General features: G+C 73.0%; 18 protein-coding genes. 7 read left to right on the top strand and 11 right to left on the bottom strand.

Annotation, left to right across the window (positions count from 1 at the left end; genetic code table 11):
• Nucleotides 1-10: 10 nt before the first annotated feature.
• Nucleotides 11-730 carry an anti-sigma factor gene (locus tag Athai_RS07185; protein WP_203960757.1) on the bottom strand — a complete coding sequence of 240 codons (720 nt, stop codon included), beginning with the start codon at nucleotides 728-730 and terminating at the stop codon, nucleotides 11-13.
• Nucleotides 684-1286 carry an RNA polymerase sigma factor gene (locus Athai_RS07180; protein ID WP_239156772.1) on the bottom strand — a complete coding sequence of 201 codons (603 nt, stop codon included), beginning with the start codon at nucleotides 1284-1286 and terminating at the stop codon, nucleotides 684-686. Before Athai_RS07180 ends, Athai_RS07185 begins: the two co-directional genes overlap by 47 nt.
• A gap of 168 nt (nucleotides 1287-1454) precedes the next feature.
• Here Athai_RS07180 and Athai_RS07175 point away from each other — a divergent pair, with 168 nt between their 5' ends.
• Together Athai_RS07175 and Athai_RS07170 are read left to right on the top strand one after the other, a co-directional pair.
• Nucleotides 1455-2294: a DUF4397 domain-containing protein gene (locus tag Athai_RS07175; RefSeq protein ID WP_203960756.1), complete on the top strand. Its 840-nt coding sequence runs from the start codon at nucleotides 1455-1457 to the stop codon at nucleotides 2292-2294.
• A 230-nt stretch (nucleotides 2295-2524) separates the two neighbouring features.
• Nucleotides 2525-3004: a class F sortase gene (locus tag Athai_RS07170; RefSeq protein WP_239156771.1), complete on the top strand. Its 480-nt coding sequence runs from the start codon at nucleotides 2525-2527 to the stop codon at nucleotides 3002-3004.
• Nucleotides 3005-3139: 135 nt separating this feature from the next.
• On the opposite strand, the gene Athai_RS07165 is transcribed toward Athai_RS07170, so the two are convergent.
• Together Athai_RS07165 and Athai_RS07160 are read right to left on the bottom strand one after the other, a co-directional pair.
• Entirely contained in the window at nucleotides 3140-3589 is a 450-nt protein-coding gene (locus Athai_RS07165; protein ID WP_239156770.1) for a MerR family transcriptional regulator, read from the bottom strand.
• A gap of 188 nt (nucleotides 3590-3777) precedes the next feature.
• Nucleotides 3778-4209 carry an Hsp20/alpha crystallin family protein gene (locus Athai_RS07160; protein WP_239156769.1) on the bottom strand — a complete coding sequence of 144 codons (432 nt, stop codon included), beginning with the start codon at nucleotides 4207-4209 and terminating at the stop codon, nucleotides 3778-3780.
• A 907-nt stretch (nucleotides 4210-5116) separates the two neighbouring features.
• Between Athai_RS07160 and Athai_RS07155 the strand changes: the two genes are divergently transcribed.
• Nucleotides 5117-5485 carry a helix-turn-helix domain-containing protein gene (locus Athai_RS07155; RefSeq protein ID WP_203960753.1) on the top strand — a complete coding sequence of 123 codons (369 nt, stop codon included), beginning with the start codon at nucleotides 5117-5119 and terminating at the stop codon, nucleotides 5483-5485.
• Nucleotides 5486-5686: 201 nt separating this feature from the next.
• Nucleotides 5687-9343: an AfsR/SARP family transcriptional regulator gene (locus Athai_RS07150; protein ID WP_203960752.1), complete on the top strand. Its 3657-nt coding sequence runs from the start codon at nucleotides 5687-5689 to the stop codon at nucleotides 9341-9343.
• A 208-nt stretch (nucleotides 9344-9551) separates the two neighbouring features.
• Here the strand turns inward: Athai_RS07150 and Athai_RS07145 are convergent, their stop codons facing one another.
• The 5 genes from Athai_RS07145 to Athai_RS07125 all read right to left on the bottom strand — a co-directional run bounded on the left by Athai_RS07145 (nucleotide 9552) and on the right by Athai_RS07125 (nucleotide 14602).
• Nucleotides 9552-10820, bottom strand: coding sequence for an erythromycin esterase family protein (locus Athai_RS07145; protein ID WP_203960751.1), 1269 nt, complete (start codon nucleotides 10818-10820; stop codon nucleotides 9552-9554).
• On the bottom strand, nucleotides 10817-11635 hold the full coding sequence (locus tag Athai_RS07140) for an ABC transporter permease (RefSeq protein WP_203960750.1): 819 nt from the start codon (nucleotides 11633-11635) through the stop codon (nucleotides 10817-10819). The genes Athai_RS07145 and Athai_RS07140 overlap by 4 nt, the downstream gene beginning before the upstream one ends.
• Complete coding sequence (locus Athai_RS07135; RefSeq protein WP_203960749.1) at nucleotides 11632-12582, bottom strand: ATP-binding cassette domain-containing protein; 951 nt, start codon at nucleotides 12580-12582, stop codon at nucleotides 11632-11634. The genes Athai_RS07140 and Athai_RS07135 overlap by 4 nt, the downstream gene beginning before the upstream one ends.
• Before the next feature lie 61 nt (nucleotides 12583-12643).
• Nucleotides 12644-13717 (bottom strand): questin oxidase family protein, encoded by a 1074-nt coding sequence (locus Athai_RS07130; RefSeq protein ID WP_203960748.1) that lies wholly within the window; start codon nucleotides 13715-13717, stop codon nucleotides 12644-12646.
• A 174-nt stretch (nucleotides 13718-13891) separates the two neighbouring features.
• The gene (locus Athai_RS07125) at nucleotides 13892-14602 is read right to left on the bottom strand and encodes a pyridoxamine 5'-phosphate oxidase family protein (protein ID WP_239156768.1); all 711 of its coding nucleotides are present in this window, start codon (nucleotides 14600-14602) and stop codon (nucleotides 13892-13894) included.
• 16 nt (nucleotides 14603-14618) lie between these two features.
• On the opposite strand from Athai_RS07125, the gene pdxR reads away from it, so the two are divergent.
• Nucleotides 14619-17429 carry a MocR-like pyridoxine biosynthesis transcription factor PdxR gene (gene pdxR, locus Athai_RS07120; protein ID WP_239156767.1) on the top strand — a complete coding sequence of 937 codons (2811 nt, stop codon included), beginning with the start codon at nucleotides 14619-14621 and terminating at the stop codon, nucleotides 17427-17429.
• A gap of 89 nt (nucleotides 17430-17518) precedes the next feature.
• On the opposite strand, the gene Athai_RS07115 is transcribed toward pdxR, so the two are convergent.
• Nucleotides 17519-18718, bottom strand: a complete 1200-nt coding sequence (locus Athai_RS07115; RefSeq protein WP_203960745.1) for a cysteine desulfurase-like protein — start codon at nucleotides 18716-18718, stop codon at nucleotides 17519-17521.
• A 273-nt stretch (nucleotides 18719-18991) separates the two neighbouring features.
• Here Athai_RS07115 and Athai_RS07110 point away from each other — a divergent pair, with 273 nt between their 5' ends.
• Both Athai_RS07110 and Athai_RS07105 read left to right on the top strand, forming a co-directional pair.
• On the top strand, nucleotides 18992-19849 hold the full coding sequence (locus tag Athai_RS07110; protein WP_203960744.1) for an aldo/keto reductase: 858 nt from the start codon (nucleotides 18992-18994) through the stop codon (nucleotides 19847-19849).
• A gap of 15 nt (nucleotides 19850-19864) precedes the next feature.
• Complete coding sequence (locus tag Athai_RS07105) at nucleotides 19865-20797, top strand: aldo/keto reductase (RefSeq protein ID WP_203960743.1); 933 nt, start codon at nucleotides 19865-19867, stop codon at nucleotides 20795-20797.
• Nucleotides 20798-21048: 251 nt separating this feature from the next.
• Here the strand turns inward: Athai_RS07105 and Athai_RS07100 are convergent, their stop codons facing one another.
• Entirely contained in the window at nucleotides 21049-21768 is a 720-nt protein-coding gene (locus tag Athai_RS07100; RefSeq protein ID WP_203960742.1) for a DinB family protein, read from the bottom strand.
• Between the last annotated feature and the right edge of the window lie 223 nt (nucleotides 21769-21991).

Here is a 21991-nt window from a genome sequence, read left to right as displayed (position 1 = left end):
CGACTCTCCGTCACTCCCGCAACCGACCACGCAGCATGCTCTGACCGTGCGCGGCCTGACCGACTCGTTGCAGCGAGACATCCACGATCGAGAACCGGCCCAGCGAGATGGAGGTAGGGACCGGAAGCTCGACGCTACCGTTGTTGAGCACGCCGACGGGAATCATCGTGGCATGCCCGTCGAACAACCAGACCTCGTACAGGCCCGAAGTCTCGGGCATGCCCTTCAACGACACCTTCAGGCTCTTCTTCCCCGAACGCGACACGACGCTCACCTCGCCGCGAGCTTGCGCTGGCGCGGCGGTGGTGGGCACCAGCGACGCAGTCGCCACCACCGAGGTGCCCGCGCTACGCAGTTGCTGCGCGCCCACTGTCACGCCCGCGCCGAGCACGATCGCGGCGACGACGGCCGCTGCCGTCAAGGCCCAGCGACGGCGAGGTCGGGAGCGAGATGGCGGCGCCACGCCGGCCAGCGATCCAGTTCCGGGATCCGGCGCCAGGGCAAGCCTGGGTGCGACGCCGGTCTGCTCGGCGATGCGCTCCCACATCCCGGCCGGAGGCTCGGGAAGCTCCTGATCATCACGGCTTGCGCGGGCGAGATCAGTGACCTTGCGGAGGCTGGCAAGTTCATCGGCACAGCGATCACAGTCACGCACGTGTCGGGCCACGGAACCGTCATCGGGCTCACCCAAGGCGATGAGTGTCAGCTTGTCGCTGCTGGGGTGGGACACGGCTCACCTCCCAGCGGTCCTTCAACCTCGACATGGCACGCCGAAGTCGACTCTTGACAGTGCCCAGCGGCAAACCGGTCCGCTGCGCGATCTGCTGATGGCTCAGGTCGTCGAAGAACGCGAGGTGCACCAGCCGTTGCTGCTCGGGTGGAAGCTGCCTGATCTCGTCCGCCATCACCAAACGGTCGACGATGCCATCCACCCCGTCGGCGCGACCCGCGTCGGACGGGCTCAGCGCCGCCTCGACCGTCATCACCCGCTCGTGCCGCCGACGGGCACGGAGTTGGTCGATGGACCGACGCCGCGCGATCGCCAACAGCCACGTCAGCAGACTCCCCCGCGCCGGATCGTACGACTCGCGAGCCTGCCAGGCCGACACGAAGGTTGCCTGAAGCACGTCCTCGGCGTCGGTCGCGGTGGGAAGCACCGACCGTGCCAACCGCCAGACGGCCGGTCCGTACCGGTCGAACACAGCACGCAGTGCCCCGTCAGCTCCATCGCGGAACTGGCTTGGCAGCGGGTCAGGGGAATCCCCGGCATCACCGGCAGAGATCACGATCCTCCGCCCCGAGGTGCGTTGGCGCGCGGTGCATCACGAACACTCTAGCCCGGAGCGGTTCTCGATGAATCCAAACGGCCCGGTGCGTACGTATCCCCATCGACAGCACCGCACGGCGCTCGCAGTAGCGCCGAGCGAAGACACGATCTTGGGGGACTGACGATCATGACCTTCTCGCACCTACGGCGAATCGGCATGGCTGCCGCCATGTTGGTCGCGGGAGCCGCAGCTGGAGTAGCAGTGGTCACACCGGCCTCAGCGGCCGAGGATTCCAGCGTGTCGGTCGTGCACGGCATTCCGGGCCAGCCGGTCGACGTCTATGTCAACGGCAAGAAGACGCTGAGCAACTTCCAACCGACGAAGGTCGCCGGGCCGCTGTCGCTTCCGGCAGGCAGCTACGACGTGGCATTGACCAAACCAGGCGGATCGGTGGACTCGCCGATCATCGAGAACAAGTCGCTGGCCGTGCCCGGCGGCAAGAACCTCAGCCTGGTCGCACATCTGACCGCGGACGGCAAGCCGGCCCTGACACCGTTCGTCAACGACACCAGCATGATCAAGCCGGGGATGGCACGGCTGGTGGTCCGGCACACTGCCGCGGCACCCGCCGTGGATGTTCGCGCCGACGGCAAGGTGGCTTTCGCCGACCTCACGAACCCCAAGCAGGCGTCCGCAGACCTGCCCGCCGGAAGTGTCAAGGCCGACGTGGTCCTGGCCGGCACCAACACCGTCGCCATCGGCCCGCAAACGCTGAACCTGCAGGCCGGAACCGAAACGATCGTGTACGCGATCGGCTCCGCCAAGGACAAGTCGCTCGCTCTGGTCGCTCAGAACCTCACCGGCCTGGGTGAGGCACCGGGTGGAATGCCGGCCGGAACGGGCGGACAGGCCGCATCCGGTGGATCCGGCTGGTGGTTCGCCGGCGCTGGCGCGGGGCTGGTGCTGCTGATCGTCGGGATGGCGTTGATGCTCTCGCGCCGGCCGCACCCGGTCTCCCGGCACTGATCCATCGGATGATCCAGAGAGCGCGGTCAGGCGGGCGCCGGGCGCTCCGTCCCGGCGCCCGCCGACGCCGACGGTATGGTGTGCTGCTCGTCGCCGTCGCCGTCCTGACCCTCACGACGACCGGCATCGCGTGGTGGCACTCGCGGCCTCCGGGCGAGATCGGTAGCTCGTCTGTTCGGGCACTGGAAACCGCGTCTCCGCGGTCCCGCACGAGTGACGCTGGGCCAGCGGTGCGGGCTGGCGAGCTGCCGAAGGCACGTCATCAGGTAGCGCCGACCCGAATCGACATCGGCGCGATCGGCGTCAGGGCGCGGGTGGTGGCCACCGGTGTCGACTCGCACGGCGACTTCTCCGTGCCGCCCAGCGTCGACACGGTGGGCTGGTACAGATACGGGCCCGACCTGACTGCTTCAACGGGTTCCATCGTCATCGGCGGACACGTCGACAGCGCCACCGAGGGCGTCGGCGCCTTCTTCCACCTCACCAACCTTCGCCCAGGAAACCGGATCAGACTGTCGACAGCCACCACCACTCGCTGGTTCCGGGTCGTGGCACGAGAACGGATACCCAAGGCAACGATCGACCTGGGCAGGTACTTCAGCCCCGTTGGCGCTCCGCGCCTGACCCTGTTCACCTGCGGCGGCAGTTTCGACCGCGCTCATCGTTCGTACGCCGACAACATCGTCGTGACCGCCGTGCCCGCCCGGTGAACGAGCCCAGGTGCGGCGGTCGTCGCGGACCAGATCGTCGTACGGCCGCGCGTGTTCGTCGCGGTGGACAGCTCAGCTCGTCGGGCACCTGCCTCCGGTGGCCGCTGAACTCCGGCCGCCCGGGGCGGCCGGAGTTCAGCGGTCGACGATGTCCGGGCTGGAAGTGGTGGCGGGATCGGTAGCGACGTTCTGCGAGCTGGCGGTGGTGTCCAGTTGCCGGTGCAGTTCGGCGATCTCGGCCCGGGCGTAGGCGAGTTCGACCTGCAGGGTCACGATGCGGCACGCGGCGTCCATCGACAGGCCCTCGTCGACCAGCACTCGGGCCTGGCTGGCCAGGCCCAGGTCGTGCTGGCTGTAGCGGCGGTGCCCGCCGGCCGAGCGTTGCGGGTCCAGGAGCCCGTTGACGCCCAGCTGACGCAGGAACGCCTGGCTGACCCCCAACAGGTGCGCCGCGGTCCCGATCGTGAACGCCGGCGTTCGCGTCCCGATCAACCCGGACCGATCGAGCCCGGGCGCCGGCGAGTCGGGTGCCTGCGGGTCGGGTGCCCCGAACCCGGGTGTCTCGGGTGCGCTGTCTGCGAACACCGGACGCCACCTTCCTGCCGTGTTGCTGGCTGCCCACCCCGCTGAAGGATCACCGAACGGGGTGGGCAGCCAGCACCGAGAAACCGTCAGCCGAAAGATCCGATCCCGGGCATCACCTCTTCGCGCGAGAGTCGATCACCCCAATGCGCCGGGCCCCTGCCTGCCCGTGTTCGAGCACCGGGTCCCGGTCAGCCGGACTCGATGACCTTCCGGTTACCGCCGGCGGGGCGGGCGATCGGGATCCGCCGCGGCTTGGCGTGCTCGGCGACCGGGATCGTCACCGTCAGCACGCCGTTGCGGTAGTCGGCCGACACCTTCTCCACATCCAGCCCGTCACCCAGCACCATCTGCCGGGTGAAGGTGCCCACCGGACGCTCGCGCGCCACGAACTCCGCACCCTTCGGCGCGTCGACGTCACGCCGCGCCCGCACTGTCAACGTGTTGTTCTCCGCGGTGACGTCCAACGAGTCCTCGTCGATGCCGGGCAGATCCAGCCGCACCTGGTAGGCGTCCCCGGACTTGAACGCGTCCATCGCCGCCCAGCGGGCCCGCCAGGCCGGCTCGGTGGCCCAGCCGTTGGCGAACTGCTCGATCTCCCGGAACGGATCAAACCGCACCATGCTCATCAACCATCACTCCCGCAACGATCAACAAACACCACAACGTGTCGGGCCGGCGCTCAGGCCAGCCGTATCGGCCCTCCAGGCCACGGCCGCCACGGGCTGCGCGGATGCCAGACCCGGCGGCCACGGCGCCGCGGCCACCGCCGCCCACGCGCCGTCCGATCGATGGTGGCCGACATCGATCACTCACCTCCACAGCAACAAACCACCCCTAGCCATGGGGCAAATCCTGTAGTGGCGAGACCAATTTTAGCGGTCCAGCGGGCGCCGTCAAGCCGGTCCGCCGATCCCGCCGATCCCGCCGAACGACGCGGCACGCCGGGCCGACCACTCCGGGACTCGCCGCCACCGCCGCCGGATCCGACCGGGAGCGCGCGATGCCGCGCTCCACCCCGGCCCGCGACACGCGAAAATCTGGGCTCACGGCCCTAGACATTCGATGAAACGTCGCCTAGGGTTTCCCCTGTCAACAGCGAAGACCAGGACGAACGCCGACGCAGTAGCCGCGCCGTCGAGGGCGCGGAGGCAGGCCCGAGCTGGGTTTGCCGACGAGTGGAGCGCTGCCGGAGCAGGTGGACGGCGAGACCGGATCACCCGCATCGACAGCCGGTAGAAGGAAGTGAAGGTTCGCAGGAAAGGGAGGGTGACAGACACCGTTGGATCGCCCGCCCGGGCAGCGATGTCGATGCCGGGCGGACACCGTCGAGAGTCCATCGAGACCGAGGTGGTGATCTCCGGTCACGTTTACGCGATCCCCGCACCTTGTGGTCCCGTGACCCGGGTGCGGAAACAAGGCGCCGACACGATGTCGGCAGTTGGTGGTATCGATCCCGAACCCTGGGCCCCCGGCGTACCCGCGCCGGGGGCCCTCGACTGCGTCTGGCCGAGGCCAACAGGAGGGTGCATGGGCCAACAGCTCGAAGACATGTTCGACGACGACAACTACCCCGCATACACCATGGGACAAGCGGCCGAGCTGGTCGGAGTCTCCCAGGACTTTCTGCGAAGCCTGGAAACGAGACTGCTCAACCCGCACCGGTCCGAGGGCGGGCACCGCCGCTACTCCCGCTACCAGCTCCGTCTCGCCGCCCGTACCCGCGCACTGGTCGACGAGGGCACCGCGATCGACGCCGCATGCCGGATCATCGTCCTGGAAGACCAACTCGCCGAAGCCCAACGCCTCAACCGCCAGTACCAGCAGGACACCGACCAGCCGAAACCGCTCAGTCACGGCGGGTCCGACGACGAAACCGGGCCACGTGCCGGGGCGTGACGATCCCGGCGCGGGCGTCACGCCGGCGCGCTGCGCGAATCGGTGAACCGGGCGTTCATCGACCCGGCTGCGGCCGGGTGGCACGGAGAGCGGTAGCCGCCGCGCCGAGCGGGCAGGACCCGTTCGGGCCCGCGTCGTAACCGGGTCCGGTCACGACGACCGGACCCGAGCAGCGCGGCACCGGGCTGGCAGAGTGGTGGGGTGGACGTCGGGGTGCTCGGGCCGCTCGCGGTGCAGGTCGATGGCGGCCCGCTCCGGATCGGCGGTGCGCGGCTGCGCCGGCTCCTGGTGCGGCTCGCCGTCGACGCCGACCGGGCGGTGTCGGTCGACGAGGTGGCCGACGCGGTGTGGCCGGACCGGCTGCCGGACGACCCGGCGCACGCGCTGCAGTCCCTGGTCTCGCGACTGCGGCGGCTCCTGCCCCGCGACGCCCCGATCCGGTCCGGACCCGGCGGTTACACGCTGGCGCTGGCGCCGGAGGCCGTCGACGCGATCCGGTTCGAACGCCAGGCCCGGGACGGTCGACGGGTACTGGCCGACGGCGACCCGGTGCGGGCGGCGAGCCTGCTGCGGGGCGCGTTGCGGCTCTGGCGCGGCGCGCCGCTGGCCGACGCCGCGAACGCGCGGTACGCGGTCGCCGCCGCCGCCCGGCTCGCCGAGCTGCGGCTCGCCGCGACCGAGGACCTGCTCACCGCCGATCTCACGGCCACCCCGGACCGGGCCGACCTGGTACCGCGGCTGACCGAGCTGGTCGCCGAGCATCCGTTGCGGGAACGCGGGCACGAACTGCTGATCCTGGCCCTGACCGGGCAGGGCCGCCGGGCGGAGGCGCTGGCCAGGTACGCGGCGACCAGGCGGACCCTCGCCGACCAGCTGGGCACCGAGCCAGGGCCGCCGTTGCAGGCGGCGTACCGGGCGGCACTGCGCGACGGGCCCGCAGTGCGGTACGGGCAACCGGCAGCAGGCGACCAGCCCACCACAGCACGCGACGAGCGCGCCGCGCCTGGCGAGCGGCCGGCACCGCCCGACGAGCGGCCCGCGCCTGGCGAGCGGCCGGCACCGCCCGACGAGCGGCCCGCGCCTGGCGAGCGGCCGGCACCGCCCGACGAGCGGCCCGCGCCGCAGAACACCTACCCGGGGCCGCGACCGGCGAGTACCGAGCAGTCGACCGCCGCCGGCCGGCGGGCGACGCCGGGTGCCGACCGACCCGCCGCCGGAGACGGTCCGCCGGCACCGGACGCGACGCCGTCCGGGTCGCTCGACGCCACACCGGCCGCACCCGGTGGGACCGGGCCCCGGGCACACCCCGCACCGTCCGGGTCCGGGGTGCCGCCGCACCGCGGGCGGCGAGGCAACCTGCGGGTGCCGCTGATCGCGCTGGTCGGGCGGGACGGCGCGCTGGCCGAGGTGGGCCGCCGGTACACCGACACCCGGCTCGTCACGCTGACCGGCCCCGGCGGGGTGGGCAAGACGCGCCTGGCGGTCGCGTACGCGAGCGGTCTCGGCGACGCGACGCCAGTGTGGCTGGTCGAGTTCGGCGCGATGTCCGACCCGGCCGAGGTGCCGCACGCGGTCACCGCCGCGCTGGGCCTGCGCGCCACGCGGCCGGGCGGCGCGCGGGCGGTGGACCGGCTCGTCGAGGTGCTGTCCGTGGACGCCGCGCTGCTGGTGTTCGACAACTGCGAGCACCTGATCGACGCGATCGCCCAGCTGGCCGAGGAGTTGCTGGGCCGCTGCCCGGGGCTGCGGATCCTCGCCACCAGCCGGGAGCCGCTACGACTTGTCGGCGAGGCGCTGTGCCCGGTGCCGCCGCTGGGCGTACCGGCCGCCGGTGCCACACCGGACGCGGTGCGTGACAGCCCGGCGGCACGGCTGTTCGCCGCCCGGGCCGGTGCGGTACGGCCGGGCTTCACGCTCACCGACGACACCGCCACCGCGGTCGCCGAGATCTGCCGGCGCCTGGACGGTCTACCGCTGGCGATCGAGCTGGCCGCCGCCCGGTTGGGCGCGCTGAGCGCGGCGCAGGTGGCGGCGCGGCTCGGCGACCGGTTCGCGCTGCTGACGCGTGGCAGCCGCACCGCGCTACCTCGGCACCGCACGCTGCGGGCGGTGGTCGCCTGGAGCTGGGACCTGCTGACCCCGGACGAGCGCGACGCGGCGGAACGGCTCGCCGTGTTCCCCGGCCCGATCGGCGTACCCGCCGCGGCTCGGGTCTGCGGCCTCTCCCCCGACGCCGTCCTCGACCTGCTGTCGGGGCTCGCGGACCGGTCGCTGCTGCAGCCGGTGCCCGGTGCCGAGCCGCGGTTCGTGATGCTGGAGACGATCCGTCAGTACGGGCTGGGCCGGCTCGCCGAGGCAGGCCGGACGGCGGCGGCGCGCGCCGCGTACTCCGGCCACTTCCGGGACCTGGCCGAGCGGGCCGCGGCGCCGCTGCGCGGGCCGGGGCAGTTGCCCTGGCTGGCCCGGCTGATCGACGACGAACCCGACCTCGCCGCCGCGGCGCAGCGGGCGGCGGCCGACGGCGACGCGAACACCGCGATACGGCTCGGCGCCGCGCTCGGCCAGTTCTGGACGATGCGCGGCGACCACGCCGCCGCGACACGCCGCCTGGCCACCGCCCTGACGCCGACCCCGTCCGGCCCCGACCGTCACCCGGCCACCGCGTCGGAGCCAGCCGCGACCGACGCGGACCGCGCGCGGCCGGTGGAGGTCGGCTCGTCCGCGCACCCGCCGGCCGCCAACGGTACCGCGGCCCGCGTGCCGGGAGGTCCGGTGCGGCTCGGCCCACCGGAAGCGGTGCGCGCTGCCGCGGTCTGGTACCTGTTCAACGCGGTGCTCGCGGGCGATCGCGGCCCGCGGCCGTCCACAGTGGACGCGGCGTGGGCCGGGCCGAACGACCCGGACGGCGCCCTGCTCGGTGCGCTGCTGGCGCTGCACGACGACGACGCCGCTGCCGGCGCCGAACGGGTGGACCGGCACCGGGGGCATCCCGACCCGTGGGTACGGGCGATGCTGCTGCTGGTGCGGTCCATGCTGGCCGGCAACACCGGCGACATGGCGGCGATGCGGCGCGAGCTGGCCGGCGCGGTCGCCGCCTTCCGCGTGGTCGGGGAACGCTGGGGTCTCGCCACCGCGCTGACGTACCAGGGGCTCACCGACGGCACGCTCGGGTCGTTCGACACGGCCGCGGCCGCGCTGACCGAGGCGATCGCGCTGCTGGACGAGATCCGTGGCGACACCACGCTGCAACGGGTCTCACTCGCGCAGGCGCACCTGCACACCGGTGATCTGGCCCGCGCCCGCCGCGAGATGACCGACGTGGTCGCGGCCGGACGGTCGGCCGCCGGGTACCAGGTGATCGCGCACATCCTGCTGGGCAACCTGGCCCGGCACGACGGCGACCGGGACGAGGCGCGTCGGCAGTACGCGGCGGCGCGCGCCGACCTCGACCGGTCGCCCGGGCACGAACCGTTGTTCGGCGCGATGCTGCATGCCGGCATCGCGCACCTGCGGCTGGACGAGGATCGTCCCGACGCGGCGCGGCGCCACCTGGCCACCGCGTACGGGCTGGCCGGGCCGCTGCGAGACCTGCCGGTCACCGCGATGGTGGGGGTGGCCGCCGCGCGGTTCGCGTGGCGTCACGACGCCGCGGACGAGGCGGCCGTCCTGCTCGGGGCGGCGCACGCGCTGCGCGGTGCGGCCGACGCGTTCAATCCGGACGTCGCGGTCCTCGCCGAACGGCTGGCCGCGACCCTGGGCGCGGCCGGGTATGCGGCGGCATACGAGCGCGGGCGCGCGCTGGACCGGACCGCGGCGACGGGCGCCATCGCCGCCGCGGCCACCGGCGAGCCGGGCTGAGCGACGCACCGCGGGCTGGGCTGAGCGACGCGCCGCGGGCCGGGCTGCCGGACGGTGCCGCAGGCCGGGCTGAGCGAGGCGCCGCAGGCCGGGCTGCCGGCTGGTGCCGCAGGCCGGGCTGGACGAGGCGCCGCGGGCCGGGCTGCCGGATGGTGCCGCCGCCGGATCGCCGGCGTCGCCCGGGCGGCGCCGGCGATCCGGCTTCGTGTCAGCGGGTCCCGGTGACGTGGTCGGTGCAGCTCGTGCGGGGCAGGTAGGCGATCGCGTCGAACGCGTCGAACACCGGTACGCCGGCGAACTCGTGCTCCATCCGCATCAGCCGGTACGCCTCGGTGTCGCCGACCGCGTGCCGCGCGGCCCGCAGGTCGGCCACCGTCAACGGTGCGCCGGCGCCACCGAACGCGGCCTCCATGCAGTCGTCGGGCACCGGCGGGGCCGGCTGCGCGACGAACTCGATCCCGGCCGGCAGCGCCGGATCCATCCGTCCCGCGGCGACCGTTCCGCCGCCGCCGGTCAGCGCGATTGCCACGTACCGCTCACCCAGCTCGCGTGCGAGGTGGTACCCGGCGGGCAGCAGGCCGGACGGGCCGTCGTGCGCGATCGGCGTCCGCCGCAGGTGCACGTTGTGCAGCCCCAGCACGACCCGCGCGGACGGGTCGGCGGCCAGCAGGTGCAGCACCCACTCGGCCATCGCCGCGTCCAGCGACGTGGTACCCAGGGCCAGCCCCAGCCCCGCCGAGTCGCGGTGGAACTGGTCCAGGTACCACGTGCAGCGCAGCCGGGCCAGGGCACGCGCGTACCCGGGGTCGGGCCGGCGCATCGTCTCCATCCGGCCGAGCAGCCGGCCGATCGCCGCGCTGACCGCGTCGCGCCGGGCCGGATCGCGCGACATCCCGGCGAGCCACCGCATCGGCACCGGCTCGTCGGTCGCCGGCGAGTCACCACCCCGAGCGGGAGCGCCGATCGCGGTCAGTACCTGCTCGGCCAGCGGCAGCGCGTCCGGGTCGGCGGCGCGCAGGTACTCGGCGATCGCGGTGAGCTCCGGCAGCGGCATCCCACCGCCGGACCCGGGTACCGCGCCGGCGAACCGGCCCCGTCGCGCCGGCGCGTCCGCGTTGTACCGGCGCAGCCACGACATGTGCGCGTCGAACTCGTCGCACCGGTCCAGCCCCATCCCGGGCAGCTTCGGCCGCGGCCCGGGTGCGCCGGCCACCCACGCGTCGAGCGCGTCCGCCTCGGTCAGCGGCGCCTCGAACACGTAGGTGTCGAAGCCGCACCGCTCGACCAGGAACCGGTTGACCCGGTGCCGCACCCGGTAGAACTCGGCCACGTGGTGCGCGCTCTCCCCGATCCCGACGACGCGGGCGTCGCCGATGAGTTCGCGCAACGGTTCCAGGTCGTCCAGCGGTGCATCCGGGTCGATGGTGTCGGCGCGCATCGCGTACTGCCGCACCCAGTCGGCGAACGACGTGCTCATGTCCGCCTCCGGTAGGCCAGGACGGCCAGCGGCGCGAACACCACGAACAGCACCGCCGACCACACCAGCGTCGCGGTCACCGCACCGGCGACCGGCCCGCCGACCAGCAGCCCGCGTGCCGCGGCGACCACGTGGTTGACCGGGTTGACCGACACCCACGCCTGCAGCCAGCCGGGCAGCGTCTGCCGTGGCGCCACCATGTCCGTGCCGAACGCCAGCGGGAACATCCCCAGCACCACGACGCTCTGCACCACCGAGGTCGTCCTGACCACCACCCCGATCAGCACGTACGCCCAGGCCAGGCAGAAGCCGAACACGACCACCAGCCCGACCGCGGCCAGCGCCGGCAGCACGCCGGTGGTGACCCGGAAACCCATCGGGTACGCGCAGGCGAACAGCACGGCGATCGACAGCAGGTAGCGCACCAGGTCACCGAGCACCGAGCCGACCAGCGGCACGGACCGGCCGATCGGCAAGCTGCGGAACCGATCGAACACGCCCTGCTTGATGTCGATGTTCAGGTTCACCCCGGTGGTCACCAGGCCCGCCATGATGACCGTCAGCACCAGCACGCCCGGGAACACCCGTTGCAGGTACGCGTGGCTCGACCCGGCGACCGCGCCACCGAACAGGTACACGAACATCAGCAGGAAGATGATCGGCGCGAACACCGCGTCGCCCAGCGATCCCGGGTTGCGCCGGATCTTGGTGATGTTGCGTCCGGCCAGGGCGAACCCGTGCCGGACGAGCCCGAGCCGGCGCACCGGCAGCGGGGTCTGCCCGGTGTCCGCCGCGGCCGTCAGGGTGTCGCTCATGCCGCCACCTCCTTATCGCCGGTGCCGTGCCCGGTCAGGGTCAGGAAGACCTCGTCGAGGCTCGGCAGCCGCAGCGACAGCTCGGTGACGACGATGCCCGCGCCGCCGAGCCGCTGCACCACCTCGGGCAGCACCTCGTCGCCCCGCGTCGGCGCGACGACCACGCCGTTCGCGGTGTCCGGGAGCTGCCCGGTGATCGCGCCGACGATGCGCGCCACCTCGTCGGCGCGTTCGACTTCCCGGGGCCGTACCACCAGTGTCTGGCCGCCGACCCGCTGCTTCAGCGCCGCCGGCGTGCCGGCCGCGACGACCCGGCCGTGGTCGACCACCGAGATCTCGTCGGCCAGCGCGTCGGCCTCGTCCAGATACTGCGTGGTCAGCAGCACGGTCACCCCGTCGGCGGCCATCGCGCGCACCATCCGCCAGACGTCGCCGCGCCGGGCCGGGTCGAGGCCGGTGGTCGGCTCGTCCAGGTACACCACCGCCGGGTCGCCGACGAGGCTCGCGGCGAGGTCGAGCCGGCGCCGCATGCCGCCGGAGTAGGTCGACACCTTGCGCCGCGCGTCGTCGGCCAGCCCGAAGCGGTCCAGCAGCTCCGCCGCCCGCGCCTTGGCCGCGTCCCGGCGCAGGTCGAGCAGCCGACCCACCAGCGCCAGGTTCTCGGCGCCGGTCAGGTCCTCGTCAACGGCGGCGTACTGCCCGGTCAGCCCGATCAGCCGGCGGAGCTTCGCCGCGTCGCGTACCGGGTCCAGCCCGCACACGCGCACCCGGCCGGAGTCCGGGCGCAGCAGCGTCGCCAGGATCCGCACCACCGTCGTCTTGCCGGCGCCGTTCGGCCCGAGCAGGCCGAGCACCGTACCGTCCCGCGCCGACAGGTTAAGCCCGTCCAGCGCCGTCTTGCCGCCGAACCGTTTCACCAGGCCCTCGGCCTGTATCGCATCCCTCATGTCGGCAGGCTCCGCCCTGCCGCTCACAAACCGCGCGCAGACCGCTCGCAGCGACGCCGCGCTAGACTTCCGGCCTGATCAGCTCCCGGGCGCGCAGCGCCGCGGCCAGCGCGTCCGGGTCGCCGGTCCGTTCGTAGACGTCCACCGCGGTGTCGGTGAACTTGATGACGTGCTCGTCGCCGTTGTCGACGGCACGGTCGATCAGGTCGGCGACGGGGTCGTCGGCCCGCGGGGGCTCGGGCAGCTCGGCGCGCGGCGCCGGATCCGCGGGCTCGTAGCCCGCGACGACCGCCGCGACCGCCGACCACACCGCGGTCAGGCTCGGCGCCCACAGCTCCCTGGGCAGCGCCGGCAGCGTGTTCTTGACGGCGTTCGGGGCGGTGGCGGTGTGGACGAGCAGGATCGGGCTGCCGTGCGCGCGCCGCAGGTAGCGCACCGTGGCGGCGTGCACCAGGTCGTCGAGCAGGCGCGGCACGTCGTCGGGGTCGGCGGCCGGCCGCAGGGCGGCCTGCGCCTCGGGCCAGCCGTGCAGCGTGGCCAGCCGGCCGAGCCGCTGGGCGATGAGCCCGGACTGGTCGGCCAGGTGCGGGATGCCCGCCAGGGCTTCGGCCGGGTCCAGCGTGCCGCGCGGCCCGGTCGCCGCCGGGATCGGGTTCGCTCGGGCGGCCCAGAAGGCCAGGCCGTGTGCCAGTTCCTGCTGGGCGATCGCGCTGCTGTCCTCGCCGAGCGCGCGGACGGCGTGACCGACCCGGATCGCGCCGTGTGTCGCGCCGGCGGTGATGCCGGGCAGCAGCGTCGGCCACCATTCCCGCAGGACCTCGGCCCACGGACGTTCCGCGATCTGCCGGCCGAAGTAGGCGGTCCAGTCCCCCAGCCGCCCGCGCCCGCCGCCGATCGCTCGCGGCAGGTTTCGCCGGGTGATCTCCTCGCGGGCGTCGGGCAGCTCGATCAGCCGGGTCAGGTAGCGGTCCAGCCACGGTTCCAGCTGCGCACCGTGGCCGCGCCGGACGAGTACCTCCGCCGCCATCGGGCCGTGGTTCGCCAGGCCGTTGTTGCCGTCCCGGTCGCCGCCGAACTCCGGTCCGGTGCGGTGCAGCCGGTCGTACGCCTCGTCCAGGTATCCGGTCGCCGTCATGGCCGTCCTTTCGTTTCCGGTCACGTGAAGCCGAGTTCGGCCGTGCGCCGCCGTTGCGGTGCGCGGCCGGGTGACGAGCGGGCGTGCTGCGCGGCAGCGAGCCAGGCGAAGGGTCAGCACGGATGGACCTGAGCGGCACGGCCGCCGCCGGCAGCGAGACATCGTCCGGGCCGGTCATCGGCGGTTCTGCCGGCCCTCCTTCGCCGCGTCGGGATCCGGGCCGTAGACGGCCCGGACGCTGCGCGGCAGGGGCAGGCCCACCGGCAGTTCCGGTGCCGGTTGGGGTGGCCCGAATCCGGTGGCGAACGGCAGGACCCCCGCCCACGCGTCGTCGGTCGCGTCGGGGCTCCGGCCGTCGCTGGGCGGGCCGGTACGTACCTTGACCGACGCCTCGTCCCACGCCATCGCCAGGATGCTCGTCTTCGCCAGTTCCTTCTCCGACGGTCCGCGCACCTCGTCCCATCGTCCGGGTACCAGCCGCTCGGTGAAGGCACGCAGCGCGACCGCCCGCCGGTCCGGCGACACGGGCGCGAATCGCCCGAAAAGTACTGCGGAGCGGTAGTTGGCAGAGTGTTCGAACACCGACCGCGCCAGCACCAGCCCGTCGAGAACCGTCACCGTCAGGCACGCCTCCGCACCCGCGGCGAGCACCCGCATGGCGCGGCTCCCGGTAGAGCCGTGCAGGTAGACGACATCGCCGACGCGGGCGTGCAGGAACGGTATGCACCAGGGCTGCCCCGAGTCGACGAACGCGACGTGCGCGACCAGCGACGCATCCAGCACCTGCTCGACGTCGGCCCGCGTGTACCGGCCGCGGTCGGCCGCGCGCCGCACGCGAATACGATCTGTGATCACGTTGCCAGTGTGGCCGCCGATCTGGCCCACGTTAAGGTCCAGATCGATGGAGTATGACGAGGCCAGATGGCTGGTGCTGGCGCGACGGCCCGGCGAGAGGCTCGCCGACGCGGTGCAGCGCGTCGTCCACGACGCCATCCGGGCCGGCTCGCTGCGGCCCGGCGTGCGGCTGCCGTCGTCGCGGACGCTGGCCGCCCACTTCGGGGTCTCCCGCGGCGTGGTCACCGAGGCGTACGAGCAGCTCACCGCGCAGGGATACCTGGTCAGCCGCACCAAGGCCGCGCCCGTCGTCGCCGCCACCGACCGGTCCGACGGCGCACCGCGGCGACCGGCCGAGCGGAGCGGCACCGCGCCGGTCCGGTTCGACTTCACGGCCACCACCCCCGATGTCGCGCACTTCCCGGCGCAGCGCTGGGCGGCGTACCTGTCGATGGCCGCCCGGTCGCTGCCGGCCGCCGGGTACGGCTACGGCGACGTGCGGGGAACCGAGCACCTGCGCCGGACCCTGGCCGACCACCTGGGGCGCACCCGTGGCGTGGCCGCGGATCCGGAGCACATCCTCGTCACGCACGGCACCGCGCAGGCCGTCGACCTGCTGATGCGCGTCCTCGCCAGCGCGGGCGGGCGGTGCATCGCGGTCGAGGACCCGTCGCTGACCAGCCAGGCCGACCGGATCCGGGAGCACGGACTCGCCGTGTCGCCGACACCGGTCGACGCGTCGGGCCTGCGGACCGACCGGCTCGACGTCGATGCGGTCATCCTCACGCCCGCGCACCAGTTCCCGACCGGGGTCGTGCTCTCCGGCGAACGTCGGCGGCAGCTGGTCGGTTGGGCCCGGCGCACCGGCGGGCTGCTGGTCGAGGACGACTACGACGCCGAGTTCCGTTACGACCGGCAGCCGGTGCGGGCCCTGCACGGCCTGGACCCCTCGTCCGTGGCCTACCTGGGCACCACGTCCAAGACGCTCGCGCCGGCGCTCCGCCTGGCGTGGATGGTCCTGCCGGAACGGTACCTGCCGGAGGCGCGCCGGATCCGGCACCTGATGGACGTCTGCCCGCCGGCGGTCGACCAGGAGGCGCTGGCCCTGATGATCGAGCACGGGCACTACGACCGGCATGTCCGTCGCGCCCGCAAGACGTACCAGCGGCGCCGGCGCCGGCTCGCCGAGGCCGTCGACGAGCGCCTGCCGGGCTGCCGGATCGAGGGCATCGCCGCGGGCGTGCACGCGCTGCTGCGGCTGCCGCCCGGCGCGAACGGCGCGGCCGTCGCGGAACGGGCGCTCGACGCGGGCGTCAGCGTGGCCCCGCTGAGCCGGTTCGCCTTGGCCGCCACGTCGTTCCACGGGCTCGTCCTCGGCTACGGACGCATCCCGAGGACCGGCTCGACGACGCGGTCGCCGCGCTGGCCTCGGCGATCCGCCCGTGACGATCGGCCCGGCGCGGGGAGCATCCGGGATCGCCCGTACCGTGGTGTCACCCGGCAGGCGCACCGCCGAACCCCCGCGCCGGGCCGCATCGCTGCCGAGGCGGGTTGCGGGCCGCATTCCCGGTGCGGGCGTCCACCCCTCCGTACACTGGGCGGGGGGACTGGTTCACCGGTGAATCGATATCTGCGCGTCTTGCGGTTCGCGCTCACCCAACAGGCGAACGCTTACGGGTTCACGCTTGTCATCTGGGGCACCGGTGCGGTGGCGATCGGGAGCCTCGGTCATCCTGGCCCGCTCGACGTGTTCGCCTACATCGGCGGTGCGTTGCTGTCCGTGGTGCTGATCGTGGCCACCACGTTCGGTCCCCGGGGCGCGCTGCACGCGGTGGAACCCGAGCGCCGCGCGTTCGCGGCCATGCACCTGCTGTCGGTGCCGGTGGCGATCGCGGCCGGGTGGGCACCGGCAGCCCTGCTGAACGGATGGTTCGGCTACTTCCTGGCCTCCTTCACCGCGGTCCTGGCCTACGAGGCGATACTCGCCCTGCAGATCGACCTCTCGTTGATCGGCGCGCGGCGACCGCTGGACACCGAGGCCAGCCCGCGCTTGAGTACCCTGCGGCCCCGGCCGGCGAACGGTGGCCAGCCCGTGACCCGCCAGCCCGACGACCTCTGCCCGAGCGTCATGTGCGCCGTCGATGGCAGCCCGTCCAGTACCGAAGCCGCGCGACAGGCGGCGCTGCTGACACCGGCGGGCGAGCCGCTGCGATTCGTGACGGTGACCCGGGAAGCCGATCTCGTCGGCGCGTGGGGCAGTCCACGCCACCTCGTCCTCGACGGCTGGCAGGATCGACTGGGGCCGGCGCTGACGGCCGTGCCGGAAGGCAGGACGGTCGAGGCGTACCCGATCCTGACCTCGGACCCGGCCGGTGTCGCACTCGTCCGGGAAGCGAGCCGCCAGCACGCCGGGGTGATCGCGCTCGGCTGGCACGACCACCCGCATCCGTGGCCGGGGAACGTGGCCACCATCATCCACCACGCGCCGTGCGACCTGCTGATCGCCCGCCTCGATCATGGCGCGCCGCGCGCCTTCCGCGTCATCCTGACGATCTTCGACGGCTCGGCGCCCGGACGCACCGCGGTACGGGTCGCCGCGACGCTCGCGAAGCGTCTCTCCTGCCAGCTGACCGTACTGGTCACCACACCTGCCCCGGTACCCGAAACGTCGGATGCGACGGTGCTGCACCGACAACCGTCGCGGCTGGGCACGGCGCTCCGGCAACTGCCCTGCGACCTGCTCGTCGCACCGCACGACGGCGTCGGCCGCCCTGCCACCCACGGCCTCACCATGCACTTCGTGCGTTCCTGCAACGCATCCGTGCTGCTCCTTCGCGCGGAGCGGTCCCCCGGCATCCGGCGCATTCCGCGACCCTGAAACCGGACCGACGGCAGGCCGACCACACGGTACGGACGCCGCCGGAACCGTGCCGGGCCGACCGGCCGAACCGGCACGGAACGAGTGTCTCAGCGAAACGACGCCAGCCCGTCGAGCAACCTGTCCACGTCGTCGGAGGTGCTGTACGGGGCCAGACCCGCTCGCAGGGCCGGGTTCGGCAACGGCAACGCGGCGAAGGGCTCGTACGCGTAGAACGACCCGGCGGGGGCCAGCACGTCACGTGCCGCCAGGTGCAGCTGGGCGGCGCGCGCGTCGCGGCCCTCGAAACCCAGCAGCAGCGTCGGGGTCCGGTCCGCCGCCGTCGAGTACAGCGTGACGGCGTCGCCGAGCGCCCGCAGCCCCTCCTCCATCCGGGTACGCAGCGAGTGCTCGTGCTCGTGCAGGGCGGCCAGCGAATGCGCGAGCCGCTCCCGGCGGGTGACCCCGGTACCGGGGTCGAGCGTGGCGAGGAAGTCCACGGCCGCGGTGGCACCCGCCAGGATCTCGTACGGCAGCGTGCCGAACTCGAAGCGCTCCGGTACCGCGTCGGAGGACGGCAGGAGCTTGTCCGGGCGCAGCGACTCGAGCAGCTCGGGTGTTCCGGCGAGCACCCCGCAGTGCGGCCCCAGGAACTTGTACGGCGAGCACACGAACAGGTCCGCGCCGAGGGCCGGCACGTCCACCAGCTCGTGCGCGGCGTAGTGGACGCCGTCCACGTACACCAGGGCGCCGACCTCGTGCGCCCGGTCGGCGATCCGGCGTACCGGCGGTTTGGTCCCCAGCACGTTCGAGGCGGCGGTGAGCGCGACCAGCCGGGTACGCGGTGACAGCGCCCGCTCGAACGAACCGAGGTCGAGATCCATCGTCGCGCCGTCGATCTCGATCCAGCGCACGGCCACCCCGACCCGTTCCGCCGCCTGGATCCAGGGCCGGACGTTGCTGTCGTGATCCAGGCGGCTGACGACGATCTCGTCGCCGGCGGCCCAGTCCTTGGCCAGATGCCGGGAGAAGTCGTAGGTGAGCTGGGTGGCGCTGCGCCCGTGGACGATGCCGCGCGCGGGCACGTTCAGCAGGTCGGCGTACGCGGCCCGGAAGTCGGCCACGGCTCGCCCGGCGTTGCGTTCGGACGGGCTGACCGTCCCGCGGTTGGACAGCGGGCCGGTCAGCGTCGCGGCGATGGCATCGGCGACGGCACGCGGGGTCTGGGTACCGCCCGGTCCGTCGAAGAAGGCGAGGCCGGTGTCCAGGGACGGGAAGTGGGCTCGGAGCGCGGTCAGGTCGATCGTCATGGCCTCGGCTTTCGGGAGACGTGTGGTGGTCGCGGGGAGAGCGGCGCTGCCGGCAGCTCTCCCCGACTCTGCCTGCCTCGGCGACGAGGTCCCGCGCCGGGGCGGCGGTGTCCCGCGCTGGGCGGCGGCGTGCGCATCGGGCCGGACGGCGCTGGGTGATTCACCTCCGCCACTTCTGAATCCGATAACCAGCCCTTGTTGGACTTCCGGATCACCGATTCCTAGAGTGAACGCGCGGCGTCGGTTGGCGCCCGCGGACGGAGGACGAAGCACATGCACCAGCGCACCATCGGCGGTCATCCCGTCTCGGCGATCGGACTCGGCGGCATGCCCATGTCGATCGAGGGACGCCCCGACGAAGAACGTTCGATCGCGACCATCCACGCCGCGATCGACGCGGGGGTCACCCTCGTCGACACCGCCGACGCGTACCACCGCGACGCGAACGAGGTCGGGCACAACGAGGAGCTCATCGCTCGCGCGCTGCGTGGCTACGGCTCCGGCGCCGACGGCGTACTCGTCGCGACCAAGGGCGGCCACCTGCGCCCCGGCGACGGCACGTGGACCCGCAACGGTGACCCCGAGTACCTCAAGCGCGCGGCCAAGGAGTCCGCCCGCCGCCTCGGCGTCGACGCGATCGGCCTGTACCAGTTCCACCGCCCGGACCCCTCGGTGCCGTACGCCGACTCGGTGGGCGCGATCCGCGACCTGCTCGACGAGGGCGTGATCCGGATGGCCGGCATCTCCAACGCCGATGTCGGGCAGATCGACGAGGCCCGCGAGGTCCTCGGCGGCCGGCTGGCGTCGGTGCAGAACCAGTTCTCGCCCGCGTTCCGCTCCAGCCAGGGCGAGCTCGAACACTGCGCCGAACTCGGTATCGCGTTCCTGCCGTGGAGCCCGCTCGGCGGCATCAAGAACGCCAAGGACCTCGCCGCTCGCCACGGCGTCTTCCAGGAGGTCGCGGACGAGGTCGGCGCGAGCGTCCACCGGGTCACCCTGGCATGGCAGCTGGCCCTCGCGCCGGTCGTGATCCCGATCCCCGGCGCCTCCCGCCCCGAGAGCATCCGTGACTCCGCGGGCGCCGCCGACCTCGTGCTCACGGCCGACCAGGTCGCGCGCCTGTCCGCCTGACCTTCGAGGAGACCTGTGAAGACCTTCACCCTGCCCGGCACCGACATCGTGGCGCCGAACGTCGTCCTCGGGCTCATGCGCATCCAGGACAAGACGGACGAGGAGGTACGGACGCTGGTGAGTACGGCGCGGGACGCCGGGATCACCTTCCTCGACCACGCCGACGTGTACGGATCCAGCCTGCACGGCTGCGAGCGCCGCTTCGCCGAGGCGCTGAAGCTGACCCCGTCCGAACGCGAACGGTTCGTGATCCAGTCGAAGGCCGGCATCGTGCCAGCAGGGCCTTACTTCGACTTCTCCTACGAGCACATCGTCGAGTCGGTCAACGGCTCGCTGGCGGCGCTCGGCACCGACTACCTGGACATCCTGCTGCTGCACCGGCCCGACGCGCTGGTCGAGCCGGCGGAGGTCGCCCGGGCCTTCGACGAGCTGTCGGCGGCCGGCAAGGTGCGCGCGTTCGGCGTCTCGAACCACACGCCGCGCCAGATCGACCTGCTGCGCACGCACGTCACGCAGCCGATCGTGGCGAACCAGCTGCAACTGTCGATCACGCACGCGCCGATGATCGCCCAGGGCGTCGCGGCGAACATGCAGGGCCTGGACCAGTCGATCGCCCGCGACGACGGGATCGTCGACTACTGCCGGCTGAACGACATCACGGTCCAGGCGTGGTCGCCGTTCCAGGCCGGCTTCTTCGACGGTCCGTTCCTCGGTTCGGACCGCTATCCCGAGCTGAACGCGGTGGTCGACCGCCTCGCCGGGAAGTACCAGGTGCCGGCCGAGGCGATCGCCGTCGCGTGGATCACCCGCCACCCGGCGCAGATGCAGGTCGTGCTCGGCACCACCACGCCCGAGCGGGTGGCCGCCGCGGCCCTCGGCTCGGAACTGCCACTCACCCGCGCCGAGTGGTACGAACTGTTCCGCGCCGCCGGATACACCGTGCCGTGAACTGCCCGCGGCCGCCCGTGCCGGGAACTTCCCGCGGCCGTCAGCGGATGGACGGCGGGTTCCGGCGCCGGCAGGACTCGGACCTCGGACCCCCTGCGGAAAAGCCGCGAGAACCGCACCGGGCCGCCCCTCACGGGCCGCCCGGTGCGGCGGATGTCGCAGAGGTCCGGCCGAGTGAGCGGGTGACCGGCACCCGCCTCCCCTCGAGACCTCCGGCCATGCCCACCGTCGGACGCCGGGCCGGCCGCCCCCTACTCGGCGTCCTGCGCCTCGATCAGGTCGAGATCGCGGACGCAGAAACCGTGGTGCTCGAAGGTCTCGGTGAGCACCGTGCCGAGACACTGGCGCACCGAGCGGCCCCGCGCGTACGGCGGCCAGACATCGTCGGCCGGCACCGGAGCTGGGGCGGCGAGCTGCTCAGCCGTGACCCCGGCCAGCCACGCCTCGAGTTCGGCGGCCTGTGCCTGACGCACGCTGACGATCTCATCCAGGGCCGGGTCGAGCGAGAGGTCGAGCCCGTGCGCTCCACGATAGGGCTCGACGTTCGGCCCGAGGCCCATCGGCGTGAACGGCGCCGTGGAGCCCAGGCAGCAGCGGCGGAACCACGAGTCGTGGACGAAGACCAGATGCCGCATCGTCTGCGCCGCCGACCACTCGTCGTTCACGCTGCGGCGCTCGACCCCGGGCGTGCGGCGGATCCGCGCGATCGTGGCGGCCCAGTCGGCATCGAGCTGGCGCGCCGCCTCGTGCAGCTCGGCCGGATCCTCGGAGCGGATCAGCACCCGCACCGGATGACGCCGGTCGAGCTCTGCCTCGACGTACTCCGTGACCTCGACACCGTTCACCACGAGGTTGCTGACGAGCCCGTCGATCAGGGCATCCTGCATGACGACGCCAACCAGTCGCGCCCCGGTCAGGTCGCACTCGCGAAACTCCGCACCGTGCAGGTCCTCGTCCACAAATCGCGTCATGCCGCGCATCCTAGGTCCGAGCACCGACAATCCCGCCTCCCCGCTCGATCCGGCCGCGACCGAGTCCGGACCGGGCGAGGAACGCGACAGCGTCCCGGCGACCCCAGTGAACGCCTCTCGAACAGCCCGGCAGCGCCGCCGGCCGGGCCTTGATCCGGTACCTCCGATGCCGTGCCACCGAAAACACTACGCGTCGCGTACTATCGTGTCGCGTACTAGTTCG

This window comes from Actinocatenispora thailandica, assembly GCF_016865425.1.
GTDB lineage: Bacteria > Actinomycetota > Actinomycetes > Mycobacteriales > Micromonosporaceae > Actinocatenispora > Actinocatenispora thailandica.
The sequence above is the reverse complement of the archived record's forward strand: the minus strand, read 5'-3'. Positions and strand labels throughout refer to the sequence as shown.